This is a genomic window from Corynebacterium sp. 1103A (genome assembly GCF_055700955.1).
The window spans coordinates 44252-66805 of the sequence record NZ_JASTTF010000002.1 but is presented as its reverse complement, the minus strand read 5'-3'; the positions used below and the strand labels follow the sequence as shown (position 1 = coordinate 66805).

At 66.3% G+C, this 22554-nt stretch carries 18 protein-coding genes; 7 read left to right on the top strand and 11 right to left on the bottom strand.

The window, feature by feature from the left end; genetic code table 11:
• Positions 1-2 precede the first annotated feature (2 nt).
• From QQS52_RS01850 to QQS52_RS01840, 3 genes are all read right to left on the bottom strand, one after another.
• Positions 3-1307, bottom strand: coding sequence for an Nramp family divalent metal transporter (locus QQS52_RS01850; RefSeq protein WP_472772327.1), 1305 nt, complete (start codon positions 1305-1307; stop codon positions 3-5).
• Between the two features lie 131 nt (positions 1308-1438).
• Positions 1439-4567, bottom strand: coding sequence for a DUF3427 domain-containing protein (locus QQS52_RS01845; protein ID WP_472772326.1), 3129 nt, complete (start codon positions 4565-4567; stop codon positions 1439-1441).
• Complete coding sequence (locus tag QQS52_RS01840; RefSeq protein ID WP_472772325.1) at positions 4564-4956, bottom strand: (deoxy)nucleoside triphosphate pyrophosphohydrolase; 393 nt, start codon at positions 4954-4956, stop codon at positions 4564-4566. The genes QQS52_RS01845 and QQS52_RS01840 overlap by 4 nt, the downstream gene beginning before the upstream one ends.
• A 309-nt stretch (positions 4957-5265) precedes the next feature.
• Here QQS52_RS01840 and QQS52_RS01835 point away from each other — a divergent pair, with 309 nt between their 5' ends.
• The gene (locus QQS52_RS01835; RefSeq protein WP_472772324.1) at positions 5266-6066 is read left to right on the top strand and encodes a (S)-acetoin forming diacetyl reductase; all 801 of its coding nucleotides are present in this window, start codon (positions 5266-5268) and stop codon (positions 6064-6066) included.
• Here the strand turns inward: QQS52_RS01835 and rbsD are convergent.
• The 6 genes from rbsD to QQS52_RS01805 form a co-directional block, all read right to left on the bottom strand.
• Positions 6063-6437: a D-ribose pyranase gene (gene rbsD, locus QQS52_RS01830; RefSeq protein ID WP_472772323.1), complete on the bottom strand. Its 375-nt coding sequence runs from the start codon at positions 6435-6437 to the stop codon at positions 6063-6065. The two genes, QQS52_RS01835 and rbsD, sit on opposite strands and share 4 nt — an antisense overlap.
• A gap of 4 nt (positions 6438-6441) precedes the next feature.
• Positions 6442-7386, bottom strand: coding sequence for a ribokinase (locus QQS52_RS01825; RefSeq protein WP_472772322.1), 945 nt, complete (start codon positions 7384-7386; stop codon positions 6442-6444).
• Positions 7386-8327, bottom strand: coding sequence for a D-ribose ABC transporter substrate-binding protein (locus QQS52_RS01820; RefSeq protein ID WP_472772321.1), 942 nt, complete (start codon positions 8325-8327; stop codon positions 7386-7388). Before QQS52_RS01820 ends, QQS52_RS01825 begins: the two co-directional genes overlap by 1 nt.
• A 70-nt stretch (positions 8328-8397) precedes the next feature.
• Positions 8398-9312, bottom strand: a complete 915-nt coding sequence (locus QQS52_RS01815; RefSeq protein ID WP_472772539.1) for an ABC transporter permease — start codon at positions 9310-9312, stop codon at positions 8398-8400.
• A gap of 77 nt (positions 9313-9389) precedes the next feature.
• Positions 9390-10922 (bottom strand): sugar ABC transporter ATP-binding protein, encoded by a 1533-nt coding sequence (locus QQS52_RS01810; protein WP_472772320.1) that lies wholly within the window; start codon positions 10920-10922, stop codon positions 9390-9392.
• The gene (locus QQS52_RS01805; protein WP_472772319.1) at positions 10919-11929 is read right to left on the bottom strand and encodes a LacI family DNA-binding transcriptional regulator; all 1011 of its coding nucleotides are present in this window, start codon (positions 11927-11929) and stop codon (positions 10919-10921) included. The genes QQS52_RS01810 and QQS52_RS01805 overlap by 4 nt, the downstream gene beginning before the upstream one ends.
• Before the next feature lie 166 nt (positions 11930-12095).
• On the opposite strand from QQS52_RS01805, the gene QQS52_RS01800 reads away from it, so the two are divergent.
• Positions 12096-12596, top strand: a complete 501-nt coding sequence (locus tag QQS52_RS01800; RefSeq protein WP_472772318.1) for a gluconokinase — start codon at positions 12096-12098, stop codon at positions 12594-12596.
• 80 nt (positions 12597-12676) lie between these two features.
• Here the strand turns inward: QQS52_RS01800 and QQS52_RS01795 are convergent, their stop codons facing one another.
• Entirely contained in the window at positions 12677-14071 is a 1395-nt protein-coding gene (locus tag QQS52_RS01795) for a GntP family permease (RefSeq protein ID WP_472772538.1), read from the bottom strand.
• A gap of 275 nt (positions 14072-14346) precedes the next feature.
• Here QQS52_RS01795 and QQS52_RS01790 point away from each other — a divergent pair, with 275 nt between their 5' ends.
• The 5 genes from QQS52_RS01790 (at position 14347) to QQS52_RS01770 (ending at position 22009) form a co-directional block, all read left to right on the top strand.
• Positions 14347-15252, top strand: a complete 906-nt coding sequence (locus QQS52_RS01790; protein ID WP_472772317.1) for a PTS sugar transporter subunit IIAB — start codon at positions 14347-14349, stop codon at positions 15250-15252.
• A 6-nt stretch (positions 15253-15258) separates the two neighbouring features.
• Complete coding sequence (locus QQS52_RS01785) at positions 15259-16818, top strand: PTS ascorbate transporter subunit IIC (protein WP_472772316.1); 1560 nt, start codon at positions 15259-15261, stop codon at positions 16816-16818.
• Positions 16819-16877: 59 nt separating this feature from the next.
• Positions 16878-19640 (top strand): FAD-binding and (Fe-S)-binding domain-containing protein, encoded by a 2763-nt coding sequence (locus QQS52_RS01780; protein ID WP_472772315.1) that lies wholly within the window; start codon positions 16878-16880, stop codon positions 19638-19640.
• Between the two features lie 60 nt (positions 19641-19700).
• Positions 19701-20888, top strand: coding sequence for an amidohydrolase (locus QQS52_RS01775; protein WP_472772314.1), 1188 nt, complete (start codon positions 19701-19703; stop codon positions 20886-20888).
• Positions 20889-20977: 89 nt separating this feature from the next.
• Entirely contained in the window at positions 20978-22009 is a 1032-nt protein-coding gene (locus QQS52_RS01770; protein WP_472772313.1) for an HNH endonuclease signature motif containing protein, read from the top strand.
• A gap of 206 nt (positions 22010-22215) precedes the next feature.
• On the opposite strand, the gene QQS52_RS01765 is transcribed toward QQS52_RS01770, so the two are convergent.
• Positions 22216-22506: a muconolactone Delta-isomerase family protein gene (locus QQS52_RS01765; RefSeq protein WP_290225087.1), complete on the bottom strand. Its 291-nt coding sequence runs from the start codon at positions 22504-22506 to the stop codon at positions 22216-22218.
• Between the last annotated feature and the right edge of the window lie 48 nt (positions 22507-22554).

Below are 22554 nucleotides of genomic sequence, written 5' to 3'. Positions count from 1 at the left end.
TTCTAGGTAAAGAGACCGGCGACCTGGGTGATGCACAGGTAGACGAACGCGACGGAGATGACAGCCATCAGGGCGTTGACAATCCAGCCGTTGCGCCAGCGCTTCGGCGTGAGTTTCGTGTTGAGCAGCACTAGGAGGGTCAGCCCCAAAAACGGCATGAATAACGCGCCGAGGACCCCGTAGGTGATGATGAGGCCGGTGGGCTTGCCTAGCAGTAAAAGCAGCATGGGCGGGAAGGTCAGCCAGACCAGGTAGACGCGGTAGTATTTGCCGCCGGTCTTGGTGGAAGGATCATCCTGCGGCAGCTTCTTGAGGTGGCCGATGTAGTCGGCGAACATCAGGGACACCCCGTTCCACACACCCAGGCAAGACGAGAACGCGGCGGCGAAGAAGCCGACGATGAAGCCCTTGGACAGCACGGTCCCGTAGCGGGCCTCCAGCACGTCGGCCATGTCGACCAGGCCCTCGTCATTGTCCGTTACCGCCACATTGGCGCTGTAGAGAAGTTCCGCGCCGAGCACCAACATGGCCAGCACGAAAATACCGGTGACGAGGTAGGCCACCGAGTTGTCTAGGCGCATGACCTTCATCCACTTCGGTGTGTACCACTTCTTCTCCCGCAGCCAGTAGCCGTAGGCGGCCAGGGTAATAGTGCCGCCCACGCCGCCGGCGATGGAGAGCACGTAGACGAACGATCCGTCCGGGACCGTGGGCACCAGCCCGGTAATGATCCCGGGCAGGTTGGGCGCGGTAATCGCGGCAACGCCCACGACGGTGACGAACATGATGCCCACCAGCACCGCGGAGATCCTCTCAAAGAGCTGGTAGCGGCCCAGCCACGTCAGCGCGAAACAGACCAGCCCGGTGCCGATGGCCCACATGTTCAGGCTCGTGCCGGGGAAGAGGGCGGACAAGGCCAAGCCGGTACCCGACATCGCCGCGGCCCCGTAGACCAGCCCCCAGATCACGATGTAGGGGGCGAAATACCAGGCTGTCCACGGCCCCAGCTCCCGCCAGCCGTGGAAGATAGTATTCCCCGTGGCCAGGCTGTAACGGCCTACCCCTTCCACGAGCACGATCTTCATGAACGTGCCCAGAATGACCGCCCACAGCAGGGCGAAGCCGTAGCGCTGGCCTGCAATCATCGTGGCCACCATGTCCGCCGCGCCCACGCCAGTGGCCGCCGCCACCAGGCCAGGCCCCACCAGGGTCCAGCGAACCTTCTGTTGTCTCTCATCAGCGGCGGCACCAGCAACCGGCGAGCTACCGGACGCACCAACCGGACGAGCAGCAGGGTCAGATTTCATGACGCACTCCTTCACAGGCGACACTAGGGGGAGAAGTGATGGAAGTCACTGTACCCCGATGTGCCGTGCATCACGTTAGTTTTTGGAAGAAAGTTGTCGACGTCGTCCGATCTGAGGGCTGCCCGGCTGTTCTAGGCCACGGTGCGGCCTTCGACGAAGAGCTTCTCCGGCATGGGCCGCTCTAGGGCCCACTCGAATTTGATGGGCTTTTCGCCCTGGTGGGAGACGTAATCGATCTTGCCCAGGAAGGTGTAGGCAGAGGCGGTGCCCACCTCGTTGCTACTGAGGAACCGGGTCGCCATGGCGATGGAACCGCCGAGTTCCTGATGGTGAATATAACGCTGCCCGGTCTTGCTCTTAAGCGTGGTGCTGTTCTGGGATTCCCAGCGCATAAGCTCCGGGGAGACCGGGTAGTCGTGGTAATCCGTCGAGGCGCTGATATCTTCGCGCTTCTTTAAGGTCACTAGGAACAGGTCCGTGTTCTGGTTGGGGAAGTAGCGCACGCCCTCGCGCGGCAGGCTAACCATCTTGGGCAGCGGACGTTCTTCCATGGCGGCGACGAGCTCGGACAGTGAATACTCGGCGTGGCTCTTGAGCAGCGAGACGCCGGTCGGGCGCGGGATGACGCGGGAGGAGCTGACGGCGTAGTCCATGATTTGGCCTAGTTCGGTGCGCACGGCGGGGTAGTTACGTAGCAGGCAGAGCGCCGCGGCGAAGTCGTCAGGCGGAGTGACGGTCGACTGCCCGCCCCAGAACGACAAGACCAGCATGCGTGCGTACGCACGGTCGTCGCCTTCCAGCTTCTCCGGGTCGGGGCCGTCCGGGGCCAGCAAGCGCAGGTAGGCATTCGCGCGGTCCTGATCGTTGATGTGCAGCATGGTGCGCAGCCGCTTGAGGAGGAAGGTCTCTGTCTCGGCGTCGCTTCCTGGCAGGAGGTTAGCCTCCCGCAGGAACCTGGTCCACGAGTACTGGTTGGGTCGGGTCTTGTAAATATCGCTGATATCGATACCGGACTCGGCCAGAAACTGCGACAAATCGGTCGTTCGGATCTCCGCGACCAAGGATTTGATCTTCTTCAGCGAGCTGCTGGCGGCCTTCTTGATGCTCCTTAGAATTTGCTCTTGGCTCACCCGGTCCAGGCTGACATTGGAGCCGGCTGGCATGGAATAAAAGCCCTTTTCCACTTCCTTGATCAGGTTTTGCCCGCGCTTCTTGGTCAGCGCCTGGTAGCGCTCCGTGAAGTCGAAGTTTCGGTGTTGCTGCCCGATAAAGTCAAGGATCAGGCAAGAGTCCTTGCCCTCGGACAGGCGCAGGCCGCGTCCCAGCTGCTGGATGAAGACCACCGGGGACTGCGTGGGGCGCAGGAGTAGCAACGTGTTGACCTGGGGGATGTCCACGCCCTCGTTGAAGAGGTCGACGGCGAAAATCACCTTGATGTCGCCGGCCTGGAGCTGGCGGATGATCGCTTCGCGTTGGTTTGTGGGAGTGTTGCCGTCGATGGCCTTGGCCGGGATTCCGAACTCGGTGAACTGCTGGGCCATGAACTGGGCGTGGGAAACAGACACGCAAAAGCCCAGAGCTTTGAGCTTGGACAGATCGAGGACGCGCTTTTCGATCTCTTGGATGATAAACCGCGTGCGCTTCTGCCCAGCCCTGACGTAGAGCTCGCTGAGCTCGTCCACGTCGTATCCATTGCTCCGGCGGTTCCAAGTTATCCCGGTGAGATCCGTGCCGTCGGCGATGCCGTAGTAGTGCATGGGAGTCAACCGTTGCATGCGCAAGGCGTCCCAAAGCCGTAGCTCGTAGGCGACGCGGTAATCGAAGAACTTCTGTACGTTCTCGCCATCCGCGCGCTCCGGGGTGGCCGTGAGTCCTAGCAATTCTTGCGGGGCGAAGTGGTCCAGGATGCGGCGGTAGCTCTTCGCCTCGGCGTGGTGGAATTCGTCAATGACAACGACGTCGAAATGATCGGGAGCCAATTGGTCGAGGATGGCGGGCTTGAGGGATTGGACGCTCGCGAAGACGTAGTCCCACTTGCCGGGGCGCTGGCCGTCGACTAGGAGCTCGCCGAAGGTGGCATCGGAAAGCACCTCGCGGTACGTGCGTTGCGCCTGGAGGAGGAGCCTCTTCTGGTGAGCTACGAACAGCAGGCGCGGCCGGCGGCCGAATTTTTCGCACAGGTGGCGGTAGTCCAGGGCCGCCACGACGGTCTTGCCGGTACCGGTGGCCGCCACCAGGAGGTTCCGGTGCCGGTCGTGCTCGGTGCGCTCGGATTCCAAAGCCTCGAGCATCGGCCGCTGAGAACTCAAAGGCTCGACCCGTAAGCCGGAGATTTCCAGGGAGTCGTTCTTGCGCTCTCCGCCGCGGGCAAGGAGCAGGGCCTTATCGAGCTTGTCGAAGTCGCGTTCGGGACGGAAATCGACGAAGTGGGGATCGTGCCAGTAGGTATCGAAAGTCTTGATGAACTTGTCGATGACTTCCGGCGTGGTTTTGCTGGAACCGCGCACGTTCCATTCCCAGCCGTCGACCAGCGCGGACCGGGAGAGGTTGGAGCTGCCGATGAAGGCGGTATCGAAGCCCGAATTACGCTTAAACAGCCAGGCCTTGGCGTGCAAGCGAGTGCTCTTGTGCTCGTAGCACACGCGCACCTGCGCGCCGTAGCGTTCCACCAGGGTCTTGACTGCCAGGGCGTCGGTTGCGCCACAGTAGGTAGAGGTCAACACCCGCAGCGGGATGCCTTTATCGCGGAGGTATTCGAGCTGCTCCGTAAGCGCGGAGACGCCGGTGTTCTTCACGAAAGCGCACAGGAGGTGCACCTCGTCGGCGGTCTTTAACTCGCGGTCGAGTTCGGTCCAGAGGTTCGATTCCTCGGGCGCGTTGGTAAAAAGGGCACTCGAATGGAACGGAATCTCCGGCATCTGGGGAGGGCTGGCCAGCTTGGTGTCGAAGATGGCGTACAACAGTTCTTCGCTGTCGATGGCCTCCTCAGCGCCCAGGGCCGAAGTCAGCCGGTTGATCAAGGCCAGCCGGTCGGCCGGCTTCGACATCTCGCGGAGCCTTTGCTCGAGGATACTGGCGATGCCGTGGGAGACCGCAGCCTGGTAGCGGTGGGAGACTTCCTCGCTCGCGCCGTCGGCAATCTGGAAGCCGGCGGTCGGGTAGGCGGCTTCTTTCCGGCGCAGCTCGTCGCGCACCCGGGCAGATAGGGGAGTCTCGTAGTAGCCGAAGGGCAGCGTGGAGTCGTCGGGGTGGTGGCTCACAGGGCGTCCACCACCAGCTTCAGCGCCGGGACGTCGGCCGGGGTCCAGGTCAGCTCGGTGGCCTCGGCGGCGGTTACCCACCGGGCCTCGTCATGATCGCTGAGCTGCGGGCTGCCCGAGGAGATCGTGCACCAGAACGTGGTTAGTTCGATGGTGGCAAAGTCATACTCGTGCGTCGTGGTGGTGACTTTTGAGCCCACCTCGGCGGTAATGGACAGCTCCTCGCGGATTTCGCGCGCGAGTGCCTGCTCTGGGGACTCGCCGGCCTCGATCTTGCCGCCGGGGAACTCCCAGTAGCCGGCAAGCGACTTGCCGGGGGCTTTGCGGCACGCCAAGATCCTGTCCTCGGCGCGGAAGACCGCGCCCACAACTCGTATGACAAAGCTCATTCCTACATTATGAACATCTGCCGGACACGCAGGTGGGTTAGTGGTAAATCCGCTGGGTACTGCGGAGTTTTTGCTACCCCCGGCCGTCCTTGGAGTTGCGTTCGAGAATGAAAGCGATGACCAGCGCGAGCGCCGTCGTGGAATCGACACAAAAACACCCAAAAACAATCGGACATCGGTTATTTTCACGCGAAGGGTCAGCTAGTTGTTGGTTGGACTGCCGTGTTTGCTGGTGCGGAGTAGGCTTGCCAGTGAGCACATTCAGAAGTTTACGTTGGATTCCAACGTGCTGGACTTAAGGAGAAACCAATGTCTGCTCAAGCTACGGAACGCGTAGAAAACGGCAAGGTCGCCCTGATGATCGGTGGCGGTCAGGGAATCGGTGAGGCGGCTATCAAGCGCCTGCACCGGGATGGCTTCCGCGTTGCGGTGGGGGACCTGAACCTGGACACCGCGCAGAAGGTCGCGGAAGATCTGGGCGGTGAGGCCGCAGGTGCCATCGCCATCGAGGTCAACGCGGCGGACCGGGACTCGGTCTACGCGGCGGTGGACCAGACGGTGGAAAAGCTCGGCGGCTTTGACGTCATCATCAACAACGCCGGCATCGCGCCGCAGATCGATATTCTCGACGTGACCGAAAAGGACATCGACACCATCTACGACATCAACGTCAAGGGTGTTATCTGGGGCATCCAGGCGGCAGCCAAGAAGCTGCGCGAGCTGGGCCACGGCGGCAAGATCATCAATGCCACGTCCCAGGCCGGTGTGAAGGGCAACCCGGGTATCCCGCTGTACACCTCCACCAAGTTCGCCATCCGTGGCCTGACCCAGACCACGGCCCAGGACCTGGCTGACGACGGCATCACCGTCAACGCCTACGCCCCGGGCATCGTCCGCACCCCGCTGATGAAGAAGCTCGCCCAGGACCTGGCGCGCAGCAACAACCAGCCGGAGGAGTGGGGCTGGGAGCAGTTCACTAAGAACATCACTCTCAAGCGCCTGTCCGAGGTCGAGGACGTCGCCAAGGCGATTTCCTTCCTGGCCGGCGAGGACTCGGACTACGTCACCGGCCAGACCCTAGTGGTCGACGGCGGCATGGTCTTCCATTAAAAGGCCACGCCACTGCGGAAAATCGCATTAGCAAACGGAGTAGTCTCCCCAGTGCGCACGATGAACCGGCACTCCGCGAGCCGGTTCTTCAGTGTTTCGTGAGTGGTCTCCCGGACGGGCACGTTCGGGAGTAGCTCGCGGATTTCGCGTGGGGTGCTGTCCGCAATCGCGACGGCCTCCACCACCACCTCGTTGAGGATGGCGCGGGCGACGTCCGCGAAGCTCGGCACGCCGAAGACGAGGCTCAAATCGATGACCTTCACGCCGTCCGGAAGCGGCAGGCCGCAGTCGCCGATGGCGAAGGTGTCGGTGTGGCCCAGGCGGCTAATCGCCCGGGTCAGCTCGGGGTTTAGAATTCCTTGTTTACGCATGTTTTTATACCTCTGGTAGTTCCGCGTCCAAGCCGGGGTAGGACGGCTGGGCGCCAGCGGACAGGGCGGCAAAAGCGCCGACGCGGGCGGCGTGCCGGGCGGCATCGGTAAGCGATGCCCCGGCCAGCAGGCGGGCTACCAGCGCGCCCGTGAAGGCGTCGCCGGCGCCGGTGGTATCCACCGCGTGGATGCGCGGGGTGGGGATGTCCGTCAGACCGGAACCATCGCCCACCAGGGCGCCCTGGGCGCCCAGCGTCAGCACGACGCTGGTGAAGCCGACGCCCAGCAGCGCCTGGACCAAGTCGTGCGGGTCCGCCGAGGCCACCGGCGCGCCCAGCTGGGCCAGCACCAGGTCGGCCTCGTGTTCGTTGACCACCAGCGGGTCCGCGCGCAGCAGGCTGTCCCGGTCGACCTCAATGACCGGCGCCAGGTTGACCACCAGGCGGTGGGCGTGGCGGGCGGCGGCGGCGAAGCCTTCGGCGGGAATTTCGCCTTGGAGCAAGACGATGTCGGCTGCCGCCACCGCCGCCGAGTGCGCGTCGACGTAGCCGCCGTCCACGGTGGTGTTCGCGCCGGGGATGACCACGATGGTGTTCTCCCCGTCCGCGCTGACCGTGATAACCGCCAGCCCCGTCGTCGTGGAGGAACAGGTTGCTACATGCACCAGGTTTACGCCGCTGCTTTTCAGGTGGCTCATCGCTGGGGCGGAGTAAGGGTCGTCGCCCACCGCGCCGACGAAGTCCACCTGCGCGCCCTGCAACGCCGCGGCCACGGCCTGGTTAGCACCCTTGCCTCCGGCCAGGATGCTGCCGCCGCTGCCCAGGAGGGTCTCGCCCGGGTGTGGGTGGCGGTCTACGCCCACCATGAGGTCGGCGTTGATGGAGCCCACGACGGCCAGGCGGCCGGGCTGGGCGGCAGCGGTGGACGGGGTGCTGGTCGGTTCAGTCATTATTTGTATTCCGCTACGTTCTGCTTGGTGACGGTGACAACTTCGACCGGGATTTCGGTTTCCGGGTCCTCGCCGTTCAGGATAGCAGCGGCCTGCTCCACGGCCTTGGCGCCGAGCTCGTCCGGCAGCTGGGCGATGGTGCCTGCCAACGTGCCGTCCTCGATGGCCTTGATTCCGTCCTCGGTGCCGTCGAAGCCGAAGACCTTGACCTCCTTGCCGGCCTTAGCACCCAGGGCCTCGATGGCGCCGAGGGCCATCTCGTCGTTCTCGGCGAAGACGGCCTTGACGTTCGGGTGGGCCTGCAGCAGGTTGGTGGTCACGTTCAGGCCCTCGGTGCGGTCGAAGTTCGCGGTCTGCTTGGCCGCGACCTTAATCTTCGGGTACTTCTTTAAGCCCTTCTCGAAGCCCTCGCCGCGGTCGCGGGAGGCCGAGGAGCCGGAAATACCCTGCAGGACGAGGATCTCGCCTTCCTCGCCGATGGATTCAGCCAGGGCATCGGCGGCCTGCTCGCCGCCGGCGACGTTATCGGAGGCCACAAACGAGGCAACCTCGCCGGCGCTGGAGGAGCGGTCCACCGCCACGACCGGGATGTCCGCGGCGTTGAGCGACTGGACGGCCGAGCCCACAGCGTCGGAGTCCGTCGGGTTGACAATCACCACGCCGGCGCCGGAGGTCTCCGCGTTCTTCAGCTGGTTGGTCTGGGTGGACGCGTCGTCGGAGGCGTCCTGGATATCCAGGTTGATGCCCAGCTCGTCGGCCTTTTCTTGGGCGCCGTCGCGCAGCTCGACGAAGAAGGGGTTGGTCTGGGTCGACAGCGCCAGAGTGACGTTGTCGCTGGCGGCCTCGCCGCGGTTGCAGGCGGCAACCGACAGCGTCAGCGCGGCGACGGAGGCCACGGCCAGAGACTTGCGGACAAGGGTGCGGGTCCGGGATGCAGACATGAGTTTTCCTTTACTTTTCGTGCGGCGGCGGGGTAGTTTTCGCGCGCCGCCGGGGGGAGGGGGAGGGTATTTAGTTAGCGGTCTTGTTACGGATGACGTCGAAGCCCACGGCCAGCGCGATGACCAGGCCGATGACAATCTGCTGCCAGAAGGAGGAGACGTTGAGCAGGTTCAGCCCGTTGCGGATGACGGCTAGCAGCAGCGCGCCGACCAGGGTGCCGGTGGCCTTGCCGGCGCCGCCGGCAAGCGATGCCCCACCGATGACCACCGCCGCAATCGCGTCCAGCTCGTAGCCCACGCCCGCTTGCGGCTGCGCCGAGGTCAGACGGCCGGCCATGACCAGGCCGGACAGCGCGGCGAAGAGGCCGGATAGGCCGAAGACGGCGACCTGGAGCTTTCGGACCGGCAGGCCGGACAGGCGCGCGGCCTCCAGGTTGCCGCCGATGGCGTACATGGAGCGCCCCAGCACGGTGCGCTCCAGGATGAACCAGCACACCAGGCCGGCGATGACCATCATCACGATCGGGATGGGCACCCCGGCCACGGTCGAGCCCATCCAGTTGACGGCGTCGGCGGTGGGCATCGGCGAGCCTTGAGAGATGACCAGGGTGGCGCCGCGGGCGATCGACATCATGGCCAGGGTGGCGATGAACGACGGGATCTTGCCCCAGGCCGTCGCCATGCCGCAGATGACACCGGCCAGCAGGCCGGTGAGCAGGCCGAGGATCAGCGTGACCAAGCCCGGCAGGCCGGTGTTGACGAAGAAGGAGGCCGAGACCATCGCGCCCAGGGCGGCGACGGAGCCCACCGACAGGTCGATGCCGGCGGTGATGATGACAAACGTCATGCCGAAAGCCAGGATGGCCACGGTGGCGGCCTGGATGCCGATGTTGACCAGGTTGTTAACGGTTAGGAAGTGCGGGGTGGCGATGAAAAGCGCCACGCACAGGACGATGAGTCCGACGAGCGCGCCGTTGTTCATCATCCAGTTGGATACCCGGTGCCAGCGGCTCGGGCCCGTCGGGGTGCCGGTGGGCGCGCTGGCGGCGGTAGCGGTGGTGGTCATGAGGCGATCTCCTCAAAGTCGTGGGGGTTTTCGGTAATCGTGCTGGTGACGTTGGATACGGCGAGGGTCATGACCTCGTCCTGGGTCGCGGTCGGCGGTAGCTCGCCGGCGATTTTTCCGCCGGAGGCCACCAGCACCCGGTCGGACATGCCCAGCACCTCCGGCAGGTCGGAGGAGGCCATCAGGACGGCTCCGCCGGCGGCGGTGACCTCGTTGATGATGCGGTAGATTTCCACCTTCGCGCCGACGTCGACGCCGCGGGTGGGCTCGTCCAGCAGCAGCACGCGGGAGCCGGCCAGCACCCAGCGGCCGAAGACGGCTTTTTGCTGGTTGCCGCCGGACAGGTCCCGGATGGGCTGGTCGATGTCGGCCATGCGGATGCGCAGCTTCTCGGCCACCTCGCGGGCGCGGGCCTTCTGGCCGCGCCGGTCGGCGAGCCCGGCCTTGCTGGTCTTATTCAGCGTCGCCAGGCCGAGGTTCTCGCCGATGGTGGCGTCCAAGATGAGCGCCTGGGACTTGCGGTCCTCGGGCACGTGCCCGATGCCGGCGCGGATGGCGGCGGCGATATCGCCCAACTTGAGCGGGCTGCCGGCCACGCGGACCTCGCCGGAATCCACCTTGTCCGCGCCGGCGATGGCCCGGATGATCTCCGTGCGGCCGGCGCCGACCAGCCCGGCTAGGCCGACGACCTCGCCGGCGTGGACGTCGAAGCTGACGTCTGCGAAGCTGCCCTGCGTGGAAAGCCCCCGCACGCTGAGCAGGGCCTCGCCGGGTGTTTCCGCCTCGCGCGGGTACTGGTTGTCGATGTCGCGGCCAACCATCAGGCGGACCAGCTCGGCCTCCGGGGTGCCCGGGCCGACCTCGGCGACGACGTTGCCGTCGCGCAGCACGGAGATGGAATCCGCGATCCGGGCCAGCTCCTCCAGGTGGTGGGAGATGAAGACCATCCCGACGCCCTTGGCGCGCAGATCCTCGACCACGGCGAAGAGCTGGTCGACTTCCTTGCCGGTCAGTGCGGCGGTGGGCTCGTCTAGGATGAGCAGGCGCGCGTTCATCGACAGCGCCTTGGCGATTTCCACCAGCTGCTGGCGGGCGATGCCCAGCTCGCCGACGGGCGTGTCCAGGTTAACGTCCAGGCCGATGAGCCGCAGGGCGGCCGCCGCCTCGTTGCGCAGGTACTTCTTGTTGACCAGCCCGAAGCGCGACGGCGTGCGGCCCAGCATGATGTTTTCGGCCACGGACATCGTCGGCACCAGGTTGAGCTCCTGGTGGATGGTGGCAATGCCCAGCGCCTCCGCCGCCTTCGTGTTCGGCAGCTGGACCTCCGCGCCGTCGACGAGGACGCGGCCGGTATCCGGCTGGTAGACGCCCGACATCATCTTGATAAGCGTCGACTTGCCGGCGCCGTTTTCGCCCAGCAGCGCGTGCACGTGGCCCGCGCGCACGTCAAGGCTGACGTCGCGGATGACGTTGACGGGTCCGAAGGATTTGTTGATTCCTTCTAGCCGCATGATGACCGGGTGGTTCATCGCGGCACCTCCTGGAGATAGTGTTCGGTGGATTGACGGGTGATAAGCCGGGTTGGCAGGGTCACGTCTGGCGGGGACATGCCGGACAGGGCGGCGACCAGGGCATCGGCGGCGCGGTAGCCCAGTTGGGTCACGTCCTGGTCGATGACAGAAAGCGGCGTGGGCTGGACCCGCATGTAGTCCAGGTCGTCGAAGCCCACCAGCGCCAGCTGCTTGCCGATGAGCACCTTCTCTCGGTGGCAGTACTCCAGCGCGCCGAGGGTCATCATGGAATCGCCCGCGATGACCGCCGTGCACCCGACCTCCCGCAGCTCCCGCGTGCCGGTAATGCCCTGCGAGACCTCGAAGCCGCCCTGGAAAACATGCTCGCTGCCGATGCCCACGCGCTCTGCCGCCGCACTAAAGGCCGCCCGCCGCTCCGCGCCGGTGGACAGCTCCTCCGGGCCGGCCAGGTAGCCGACGCGCCGGTGCCCGCGCACGTAGAGCAGCTCCACCGCCGCCGTGATGCCGGGCTCCGGGTCGGAGACCACCGTCGGCAGGTCGGATCCGGCAAGGGAGCGGTCGATGAGCACGACCGGCGTGCCCGCCGCCTTGACCATGTCGAGCAGGGAGAGAGCGTCCGCGGTGGGGACGACCAGCATGCCGTCCACGTTCTGCTGCGACAGTGTGGTCACCGCGTCGCGCAGCCGGCTCGAGTCCTCCGAGTAGGAGGTGATGATGGTGGCGAGGCCGTTGGCGGTCGCGCGGGCCTGGACCGCGTCGGCCATGGTGGCGAAGTAGGGGTTGAGCAGCGTCGGGATGACCAGGCCCAGCGTGTAGGTGCGCGCGGTGCGCAGCCCGCGAGCCTGGATATTCGGGTGGTAGTTGAGCGCCTGGGCCGCCCGCTCCACGCGCTGGCGTGTGGCCGCGGAGATGGAGTCCTTGCCAGCCAGCGCGCGGGAGGCCGTGGACACCGAGACCCCCGCGGCTAAGGCGACGTCTTTCAGGTTGGCGCTGTGGGCAGGCATGGTAGGGGCGGACCTTCTTCCCGGTCGGAGAGGAGGGGTGCAAACGATTGCTGCAAACGTTTGCATTGGGCTGTGTGGCTAAATTTATGGCGTCAGGCCTTGCCCCGTCAAGTGCTCCCGCTCGCCTTTTGCCGCTGGCGCAGGTCGCGCCACTAAACTTGGGAGAATGACTAGCAGTTCCTACCACGTCGTCATCATGGGCGTCTCCGGCTCCGGCAAGACCACCGTCGGCCACAACGTCGCCGCGCTGACCGGTAACGCCTACCGCGACGGCGACGACATGCACCCAGCCGAAAACATCGCCAAGATGTCCGCGGGCATCCCGCTCAACGATGCCGACCGCTGGCCCTGGCTCACCGCCATCGGCACCTGGCTGGCCGAGCAGCCTAGCGGCACCATGATCGGCTGCTCCGCGCTCAAGCGGTCCTACCGAGACCTGTTGCGCGAGCACTGCCCCGATGTCGTGTTCGTGCACGTGGCCGGGGAATTCGGCGTGCTGGCCGAGCGCATGCAGCACCGCGCCGGCCACTTCATGCCGGCCTCGCTGTTGCAGTCGCAGTTCGACACGCTCGAGCCCCTAGAAGCCGACGAGGTCGGTGCCGTCTTCGACGTCGACCAGCCGGAAGAAGAAATCGCCCGCCAGGTGGCGGACTACCTGGCTGCTTGAACGTAGCCAGTTAAACGCAGCCAGCCACACATCGTGGGATTTCCCCGCTAGGTGAAACACCGCGGGATTTCCCCGATGTGTTAGAACGCCGCGGCAACTCCGAAGAGCACTAGCGCGAGGACGAAGCCGATCACGCTGATGAGCATCTGGTTGACGGTCCAGGTGCGCAGCGTGGTGGCCACGTCCATGCCCATCAGGCGACCGACCAGCCAGAAGCCCGAGTCGTTGACGTGGCTGCCGAAGACCGAGCCGGCCGCCGTCGCCAGCACGATGAGCGCGAGCTGGACCTCGTTGAAACCGCCGGCCTCGACCGCCGGGACCATCAGCGCGGCGGCGGTGGTCAGCGCGACCGTCGCCGAGCCCTGCACCAGGCGCAGTGCCACGGCGATGAGGTAGCAGGCCAGAATCACCGGGATGCCGATACCCGACAGTGAATCCGCCAGCGCATCCCCGATACCGGAGGTGCGCAGCACCCCGCCGAACATGCCGCCCGCACCGGTAATGAGCACCACCGAGCAGATGGGCCCCAGCGAGGACTCCATGGTCTTTTCGATGACGTTCTTGTCCACCCCGCGGCGCAGGCCCAGGATTGCCATCGCGGCGAAGGTGGTAATCAGCAGCGCGATGGGGGTCTGGCCCACCATGATGAGCACCTGCGCCCAGGTGGCCTCGGCATCGATGGTGCCGGCCGCCGCCAGCGTGCTCAGCCCCGTGTTGCAGAAGATCAGCACCAGCGGGATGAGCAGCACCGAAATCACCGCCGCTGGGGAGACCGGGCGGTTGGGCATCTCGGCTTCCTTCACGGCCGGTCCGGTGAGCATTTCTGTCACGTCGAAGGGGAATTTCTTACCCAGAAACAGGCCCAGGCGGTAGCCGGAGAAGTACCACGTCGGGATAGCGATCAGCAGGCCGAGCGCCAAAATGAGCCCGATGTCCGCGTTGAAAAACTCCGTGGCCGCGACCGGGCCCGGGTGCGGCGGCAGGAAGACGTGGGTGACAGAGAAAGCGCCGGCGGCCGGGATCCCGTAGGCGAGCACCGGGCCGTTGAGCCGGCGCGCCACCGCGAAGATGACCGGCAGCATGACCACCAGGCCCGCGTCGAAGAAGATGGGGAAGCCCATGATCAGCGAGGCGATCCCCAGCGCCAACGGCGCGCGGTCTTCGCCGAACCGGGCCACTAGGGCATCGGCAAGCGATTTCGCGCCGCCGGAGGCCTCCACCAGCCGCCCTATCATCGCGCCCAGGCCGACCAGAAGCGCCACCGACGCCAGCGTGCTCCCGAAGCCATCCGTCATCGTCTCGACCACCCCGGCGATGGGCAGCCCCGCCGCCAAGGCGGTCAGCGCCGACACCGTTACCAGCGTGACGAAAGCGTGCACGCGGAAATAGATGACCATCACCAGAATCAGCGCGATGGCCGCCACCGCGATGCCCAACAGCGGGCCCGCGCCCAGCGTCGGCTCCCACGTCTCCATTGTCTCCATAGGGACAAACCTCTTTTCCTCTGTGGTTTGTGTCGTTAGGGGGAAGGCTCCGCTCGCTGTGGGCGGGCGCGGGGCCAATAACTCAAGTTAACACGCACACCCCCGCGTTCAGGGTGTCGGTGCGTTTGGGAAACAACACACCGGCGGGATTTGCTTTTTGAGTCCGCGGCGTGCGGGTTGCTAAATTCAGGTGTATCTACCGCAGGGCGGCGCCCTAGTTGATCTCTAGTTGACGCTGACGCAATCGAAGAGTGCAAGGAGAGAACATGTCCAAACTAGGAGCCCTACTCGCGCCCGGGGCCGTGGAACTGGACGCGCCCGCCGCGGACTGGCGCGCCGCGGTGACCCGCGCCGGCCGCCTGCTGGAGGCCAGCGGTTCCGCCACCGCCGACTACACCCAAGCGATGATCGAGACCGTGGACAACAACGGGCCCTATATCGTCGTCGCGCCCGGCTTCGCCTTCGCCCACGCCCGCCCCTCGGAGGCGGTCCGCCACACCGCGATTAGCTGGGTGCGCCTGGCCGAGCCCGTCCGCTTCGGCCACGGCACCAACGACCCGGTCACCCTGGTCGTGGCCCTGGCCGCCCGCGACGACTTCGCCCACACCCGCGCCATGAAGGAACTGGCCCGCGTGCTCGGCGATGCCGACAAGCGCGAACTCCTCGACGTCGTCACCTCCGAAGGGCAGCTGCGCAACGTCTTGGACGGTTACGTGCCCACCGCCGCTGCGAACGCCATCGCCATGCGCCGCGAGCGCGAGGAGCGAGAGTCCCAAGAAGCCGCTGCGGCCGCCGCGCCCGGCACGGCGGGCTCAGCCGCCGCAACCGGCGGCCCCGCCACGCGCCCCGACGGCGCCGTCGAGAGCAAGGGCAAGATACTTACCGTCTGCGGCAACGGGCTGGGCACCTCGCTGTTTTTGAAGAACACTCTGGACGGCGTGTTGGGCGAGTGGGGCTGGTCGCCGTATTTCACCGTCGAGGCCACCGACACCATCTCCGCGAAGGGGCGCGCCAGCGAGGCCGACGTCCTGCTGACCTCCGGCGAAATCGCCGCTGGCTTAGGCGATGTGGGGGTGCCGGTCTACGTCATCGACAATTTCACCTCCGCCGCGGAGCTCGACCGCGCGCTCCGCGAAATCTATGACATCCCCGCCGCACAGGAAGGCCGGTAGAAGCACATGAACATCCTGGTAGACGCCGCTAACTTCGTGGTCAATGAGATCCTGGCCGTGCCGGCGTTCCTCATCGGCATCATCACCGCCATTGGGCTTAGCGCGCTGGGCCGGGGCATCGGCCAGGTGCTGGGCGGGGCGATTAAGGCCACGCTCGGCTTCCTGCTTATCGACGCCGGCGCCGGGCTGGTCACCGCCTCCCTGGAGCCGCTCGGCGTCATGATTACCGGCGCGACCGGCGCGCACGGGGTGGTGCCGACTAACGAGGCCATCGTGGGCATCGCCCAGCAGCAGTTCGGCAGCCAGGTCGCCTGGGTGATGATCCTGGGCTTCGTGGTCTCCCTGCTGCTGGCCCGGTTGACGCCGCTGCGGTACGTTTTCCTGACCGGCCACCACGTGCTGTTCATGGCCACCCTGCTAACGATGGTCTTCGCCCCCGCCGGCTACCCCGCCTGGGTGGTCATCGTCTTCGGCGCCGCCCTCCTGGGCATCCTGATGGTCTCCCTGCCGGCCATCGCGCACCCGTGGACCCGGCGCATCACCGGCGACGACTCCGTAGCAATTGGCCACTTCGGCACCGCCGGCTACGTGGCCGCGGGCGCGGTGGGCAAGCTGGTCGGCGGCAAGCGTCGCCCGTCCGCCTCCACCGAGCAGCTCCACCTGCCGGAGGGCCTGCGCTTCCTGCGCGACTCCATGGTCGCAACGGCGCTGTCGATGGCCCTGATGTACATCGTGCTCGCCCTGCTGTTTCTGGCCCGCGCCGGCGACGCGGCCTTCGCCGCCTTCGAGAACGGCGCGACCGGGGTGGGCAACTACCTCATGCAGTCGCTGACCCAGGGCCTGCAGTTCGGCGTGGCCGTCGCCGTCATCCTGTTTGGCGTGCGCACCATCCTGGGCGAGCTCGTGCCCGCCTTCCAGGGTATTGCCGCCAAGGTCGTGCCCGGCGCCATCCCGGCCCTCGATGCCCCCATCGTCTTTCCGTACGCCCAAAATGCCGTCCTAGTCGGATTCCTGACTTCGTTCGCCGGCGGGCTGGTCGGCCTGGCGGTCCTGTCGCTGTGGCTGGGCCCGGCCTTCGGGGCCGCACTCATCCTGCCCGGTCTCGTCCCGCACTTTTTCACCGGCGGCGCCGCGGGTGTGTACGGCAACGCCACCGGTGGGCGGCGCGGCGCGGCCGCCGGCGGCTTCGTCAACGGCCTGCTCATCACCTTCCTGCCGGCCTTCCTGCTGGGCGTTTTGGGATCCTTCGGCTCGGCGAACACCACCTTCGGCGACGCCGATTTCGGCTGGTTCGGCATGCTCATCGGCTGGGCGTCCGAGGCCGGCGGGGTAGTGGGCCTTGTCCTGGTCGGCCTCGTCGGTTTGGCCGTGCTGGCCCTTGGCTGGTTCTGCCAGGTCCGGCTCGTCGATGGCCACTGGGATCCCACCCCGCACCGGCCCGCGCCGACCGTGCACGACGAGGCAGCTACCGATGCCGGGGCCGACGCCCGCCGCGGCACCTGGCGGCACTACCCGCGTATCACTCCGCCCGCGGGAGCGCCGACGCCGCCCGCACCCCGGAACTAACCCCGTTCTAACCCCCTCCTTACTTGCGGGGGTGTGCCGACGGGCGTGCAATTAAAGGCATGAGCCTCGACGTCAACACCGCCCTGATCGATCGCGTGGCCGCGGCCAGCGATGCCTCCCACTTCCTGTTCACCCCGCAAGCCGTCATCGAAGCCAGAAACGCCGATGACGTCGCCGCCGCCTTCCGCGCCGGGCGCGCTAACAACATCCCCGTGACCCTGCGCTCCGGCGGCACCTCCCTGGCCGGCCAGTCCGCCGGCGACGGCTACCTAGTGGACGTGCGCAAGCACTTCCGCGGCATCGAGGTCCTCGATGGCGGCGAGCGCGTGCGCGTCCAGCCGGGCGCCACGGTCCGCCAGGTCAACGCCCGCCTGGGGCTCTACGGCCGCAAGCTGGGCCCGGACCCGGCCAGCGAGTCCGCTGCCACGATGGGCGGTGTGATCGCCAACAACTCCTCCGGCATGGCCTGCGGCACCGAGCTGAACACCTACCGCACCCTGGAATCGATGACCCTGGTCCTGCCGTCCGGTACCGTCCTGGATACCGCCTGCCCAGACGCCGACCAGCAGCTGGCCCAGCAGGAGCCCGAGCTTTTCGAGACCCTCCAGCGCCTGCGCCGCCGTGTGGTGGACAACCCGGCGTCGGTGGAGAAAATCACCAAGCACTTCAGCCTGAAAAACACCATGGGCTACGGCCTGAACTCCTTCCTGGACTATGAGACCCCAGCGAAGATCCTGGAGCACCTCATCATCGGCTCGGAGGGCACCCTGGCCTTTATCGCCGAGGCCGTCTTCCGCACCGTGCCGATCGCCCGCCTGACCACCACCTCCGTGGCCGTCTTCCCAGACGTGGACGCCGCTACCCGCAGCCTGCCGGATCTGCTAGATACCGGCGCGGCCACCCTGGAGCTGATGGACTCGGCCTCCATCCGCGTGGGCCGCACCTTCGACAAGGTCCCGGAGGCCATCACCGGCTTCGACGTCGACTCCCAGGCCGCCCTGCTCATCGAGTACCACGCCGACAGCGAGGACGAAATCAACGCCAAGGAGCAGGCCGGATCGAAGCTGCTGGCCGAGCTCAACCTCCAGTCCCCGGCGCAATTTTCCGCCGATGCCGCCACCCGCACCGCCGCCTGGAACTTCCGCAAGGGCCTCTACGCCCAGGTCGCGGAGGCCCGTCCGTCGGGCACCACGGCGCTGCTGGAGGACATCGTCGTGCCGGTCGCCGACCTGGCGGACGCCTGCGCCGGCCTGCAGGACATCTTCGCCCGCTACTCCTACGACGACGCCGTCATCTTCGGCCACGCCAAGGACGGCAACATCCACTTTCTGCTCACCGACCGCTTCGAGGGCGACGAGGCCATCGGCCGCTTCAACAACTTCAACGAGGACATGGTCTCCCTGGTGCTGGAGGCCGAGGGCAACCTCAAGGCCGAGCACGGCACCGGCCGCGCGATGGCGCCGTATGTGCGTCGCCAGTACGGCGACGAGCTCTACGCCGTCATGCAGGAGCTCAAGCGTGCCTGCGACCCGGGCAATACCATGAACCCGGGCGTCATCCTCGACGACGACCCAGACGCCCACGTCAAAAACATCAAGCTCAACCCGACCGTCGAGGAAGAGATCGACCGCTGCGTGGAGTGCGGCTACTGCGAGCCGGTGTGCCCGTCGCGGGATCTCACGCTCACCCCGCGCCAGCGCATCGTGGTCCGCCGCGCCCGCAAGCGCGCCGAGGAGGCCGGTGATAATGCCACCGTCGCCGAGCTTGACGAGGCCTACCAGTACGAGGGCATCGAGACCTGCGCCGTCGACTCCATGTGCCGCACCGCCTGCCCGGTGGGCATCGACACCGGCAAGTTCATCAAGCGCCTTCGCCGCGAGCAGGCCCAGCCGGTCCTGCAGGCCGGGTGGAAGGCCGCGGCGAAGGGCTGGCCGGTGGTCAGCGAAGGCGCATCGGTAGCGCTGACCGGCGCCCACTTCCTGCCGACCTCCCTGGTCAAGGCCGTCACCGACGTCGGCCGCCGCCTGGTCGGCTCCGACGTCATGCCGCAGTACCAGCCCGAGCTGTCCAAGGGTGGCAAACCCCGCGCCCGCCTGGGCCGCCGCGTCGGCAACAACCGCGCCGCCGTGACCGGCATCTTCCTGCCCGCCTGCGTGAACACCATGTTCGGCCCGCAGGGCGACGGCCCCGGCGCCACCGATGCTTTCGTCAACCTCCTGGAGCGCGCCGGGCTGGCGCTGGAGGTGCCCGGTGGCATCGACAAGCTCTGCTGCGGCACCCCGTGGTCGTCCAAGGGCTTAAGCGAGGGCCACGACGTGATGGAAAAGCGCGTTGTAGACACCGTCGTGCCGCTGACCGACGGCGGGAAGCTGCCCGTTATCGTCGACGCCTCCAGCTGTACCGCCGGCTTCCGCGACCTGCTGGAATCCCACGGTGTCACCGTTATCGATGCCATCGCCTTCACCGCCGAGCACATCCTCCCGGCCCTAGATGTTGCGCACCCCGCCGAGTCCGTCACGCTGCACCCGACCTGCTCCGCCTTCCAGCTGGGGATTATGCCCGACCTGGAAAAGGTGGCCGGTGCCGCCGCGCGCGAGGTCAACGTGCCTACCGCCTGGAACTGCTGCGGCTACGCCGGCGACCGCGGCATGCTCCACCCCGAGCTGACCGCGTCCGCCACCCGCGCCGAGGCCGCCCAGGCCAAGGAACTCGGCGCCCAATACCACGCGTCGACCAACCGCACCTGCGAGCTGGGGCTGACACGTGCGACCGGCTCCGACTATCACCACATTCTGGAGCTGTTGGACAAGGCCAGCTGCTAGGCGTTGGTTTCGGCGTAGGCTGGCTCCCGTACGCTTTAGTGAACCGGAAGGAGCCAGCCCATGGCAGTAGGGGACATCGTTAGCGGCTACGACGGGATCCGTGAGAAGCAGGAGACGCTGTACGTTGACCTGCACCAGCACCCCGAGCTCAGCATGGAAGAGGAGCGCACCCGCGGGATCATCGCGGACAAGCTGCGCGAATTCGACTACGACGTCGTGGAGGTCGGCGGCGGTGTCGTCGGTGTCCTAGAAAACGGCGACGGTCCCACCGTGATGCTGCGCGCCGACTTCGATGCCCTGCCCATCCAGGAGGACACCGGCCTCGACTATGCCTCCACCGTCGACGGCGTCATGCACGCCTGCGGCCACGACTCCCACGTCGCCGCGCTCATGGGCGTGGCCGCCCTCATGAAGGACGCCACCGATGCCTGGTCCGGCACCCTGGAAGTCCTCTTCCAGCCCGGCGAGGAAACCGCCGAGGGAGCGCAGTCCATGGTGGACGCCGGCGTGGTGGACAAGGTCGCCAAGCCGGACGTCATGCTGGGCCAGCACGTTTTCTGCAGCGTGGTGCCCGCCGGCAGCGTGGCCATCAAGCCGGGCCCGGTGCTCTCGACGGCCACCAGCGTGACCGTCAAGGTCTTCGGCGCCGGCTCTCACGGGTCCATGCCGCACCTGAGCGTCGACCCGGTGGTGCTGGCTAGCTCGATCGTCATGCGCCTGCAGACCATCGTCTCCCGCGAGCTCAACCCGAGCGAGTTCGGCGTGGTTACCGTCGGCTCCGTTCAGGCCGGTTCCAAGGCCAACGTCATCCCGTTTGATGCCACCCTGAAGATCAACATCCGCGCCTACGACGAGGACGTGCGCGACAAGATCATCGCCGCCATCGAGCGGATCGTGAAGGCCGAGTGCGAGGCCGCGCGCTCGCCGAAGGAGCCGGAGTTCAGCTTCTCCGACCGTTACCCGCTTACCGACAACGACGCCGACGTCACCGCCCGCGTGCGCGAGGCCTTCGAGGAACACCTGGGCAGCGACCGCGTCCAGGACGCCGACCGGTTTACCGCCTCTGAGGACTTCTCCGTGGTCGCCGACGCCTTCGGCACCCCGTACTGCTACTGGGTTTTCGGCGGCGGCAAGGAGGGCGAGGAGCTGCCGAACCACAGCCCGTTCTTCGCGCCTGTCCAGCAGCCGACGCTGCAGACCGGCACCGAGGCCCTTATCACCGCCGCTTACGCCTGGTTGGGCAAGTAGTTGCCCCGCCGCGGTTGCGGGGTTGTGGGGTCTGCCTTAGTGTGTGGGGCATGAGATCGGGGGATTGTTTTTCTAGGTTCGTGGCTGCCGTGACCCAGCCTGGCATTGAGATCGTGGAGGGTGCTTGGCACGCCGATTGGGATGCCGAGCGCGCGGCCGCTGGCTCTGGTCGTGACGAGCTGGAGCGTCTCTTCGACTTGGCTGGCGTGTTTTTCGGTCCGGTCAGGCAGGCCCGCCGCCAGCGTCGGGTGCGCGCGAATGCCGCCCGCCACGGCCACTGCCTGCCCGTGCTCGACGTGTTGCGTGGGGTACTGCGGCGGGTGAAAAACACAAACGATGCCTGGCGCATCATGGAGGAGTTATCTGCCCAGCCGGTTGATGCCAAGGCAATGGCCGCCACGGCCCGCCGCAAAATTCAGGAGGCCCGGCCTGCCCTGACGCCGCAGCCGGGGGTGATCTACCGGCGTTCGGCGGAGGGGTTGTGGTCGATGCGTCTTATCGCCGATGCTGGCCTCGTCGCCGATATCAAAGCTCAAGTCCGCACCGTCGAGGATGCGCGCGCGGTTTTCACCAGCGGCGACGGGGAAGCTGCCGGGGCCGGTGATGGGGTCGGTGCCGGCGGTAGGTGCCGCGGCGGGGTACGCGCGTCGGTTACCACTAATGTGGTGGTTAATCTCAAGGATTTCGGGCACTTGGTTGGTGGCAAGGATGCCGCGGATATTACCGTGCAGCTGACCAACGGCGCGGTGATCAGTGGTGCGGAGTTGGTGACTCGGGCGTTTGAGCAGGTTGGCTACGTTGGGGTTTTCGATCCGGTGGTCGGCCCGGTTAATTGTTACCGGGATGTGCGTTTGGCCTCGTGGAAGCAGCGGCGCTTGGCGTTGATGGAGCATCCGGTGTGTGCGTGGCCGGAGTGTTTGGCTGGTGCGGATGAGTGCCAGGTTCATCATTTGGAGTCGTGGGACTCGGGTGGTCCGACGAACGCGGCGAACCTGGCGACGTTGTGCCCGCACCATAACGGTGCCAATGAGGATGGGCCGGGCCCAGCGCAGGCTAGGGGCCGGATGGCTAGGGTCGGCGGCCGGGTGGTGTGGATACCACCCGAACGCGTGCCGGCCTAGTCCGCCGGCGGCTGATCTGGTGGCAGACGCGCAGCAAACACCAGGAACACGCGAGTAGGCGTCCACGGTTGAAGACCGTGAACGCCCATTCAGCGTGCCTACTCGGCGCGCTTTGTTTGCGCCACCCAGGCACCCAGGTTGCGCGTATGGGTCGCGCGGTTGGATGGTGCAGCTAGGGGGGCGCGCCTAGGTGGTGCGCCCGGGAATCAGTAGGCGACGGCGTCGGTGGAGTTGGGGTGCTTCGCCAGCGGGGTGACGTGGATCTTCATGTACTTGTACATGGGGAAACCGGCGAAGATGTCGTGGAGGGCATCGTTGTCCGGGGCGTCGTAGATGGAGTAGTTGGAGTACTCGCCGACCACGCGCCAGATGCCCTTCATTTTGCCGGCGGCCTGGAGCGAGCCGGAGTACTCCTTTTCGCGAGCTTGGAAATCGGCGACCTCTTCGGGGCTTAGGTGATCGGGGAAGGTGACGTCCATTCGGGCAAGAAACAGCATGGTAGAAAGTCCTTTCCTTGTAGGTTCAGCGGGTAGGTCCAGTGGGTA

Bases quoted from the DNA above. Each gene is read 5' to 3' on its own strand.
- QQS52_RS01815 (WP_472772539.1), bottom strand. From the start codon at position 9,312: ATGATGAACAACGGCGCGCTCGTCGGACTCATCGTCCTGTGCGTGGCG.
- QQS52_RS01805 (WP_472772319.1), bottom strand. From the start codon at position 11,929: ATGCCTGCCCACAGCGCCAACCTGAAAGACGTCGCCTTAGCCGCGGGG.
- QQS52_RS01795 (WP_472772538.1), bottom strand. From the start codon at position 14,071: ATGGAGACGTGGGAGCCGACGCTGGGCGCGGGCCCGCTGTTGGGCATC.
- QQS52_RS01785 (WP_472772316.1), top strand. From the start codon at position 15,259: ATGAACATCCTGGTAGACGCCGCTAACTTCGTGGTCAATGAGATCCTG.
- QQS52_RS01780 (WP_472772315.1), top strand. From the start codon at position 16,878: ATGAGCCTCGACGTCAACACCGCCCTGATCGATCGCGTGGCCGCGGCC.
- QQS52_RS01775 (WP_472772314.1), top strand. From the start codon at position 19,701: ATGGCAGTAGGGGACATCGTTAGCGGCTACGACGGGATCCGTGAGAAG.
- QQS52_RS01800 (WP_472772318.1), top strand. From the start codon at position 12,096: ATGACTAGCAGTTCCTACCACGTCGTCATCATGGGCGTCTCCGGCTCC.
- QQS52_RS01765 (WP_290225087.1), bottom strand. From the start codon at position 22,506: ATGCTGTTTCTTGCCCGAATGGACGTCACCTTCCCCGATCACCTAAGC.
- QQS52_RS01790 (WP_472772317.1), top strand. From the start codon at position 14,347: ATGTCCAAACTAGGAGCCCTACTCGCGCCCGGGGCCGTGGAACTGGAC.
- QQS52_RS01825 (WP_472772322.1), bottom strand. From the start codon at position 7,386: ATGACTGAACCGACCAGCACCCCGTCCACCGCTGCCGCCCAGCCCGGC.
- QQS52_RS01820 (WP_472772321.1), bottom strand. From the start codon at position 8,327: ATGTCTGCATCCCGGACCCGCACCCTTGTCCGCAAGTCTCTGGCCGTG.
- QQS52_RS01840 (WP_472772325.1), bottom strand. From the start codon at position 4,956: ATGAGCTTTGTCATACGAGTTGTGGGCGCGGTCTTCCGCGCCGAGGAC.
- rbsD (WP_472772323.1), bottom strand. From the start codon at position 6,437: ATGCGTAAACAAGGAATTCTAAACCCCGAGCTGACCCGGGCGATTAGC.
- QQS52_RS01850 (WP_472772327.1), bottom strand. From the start codon at position 1,307: ATGAAATCTGACCCTGCTGCTCGTCCGGTTGGTGCGTCCGGTAGCTCG.
- QQS52_RS01835 (WP_472772324.1), top strand. From the start codon at position 5,266: ATGTCTGCTCAAGCTACGGAACGCGTAGAAAACGGCAAGGTCGCCCTG.
- QQS52_RS01810 (WP_472772320.1), bottom strand. From the start codon at position 10,922: ATGAACCACCCGGTCATCATGCGGCTAGAAGGAATCAACAAATCCTTC.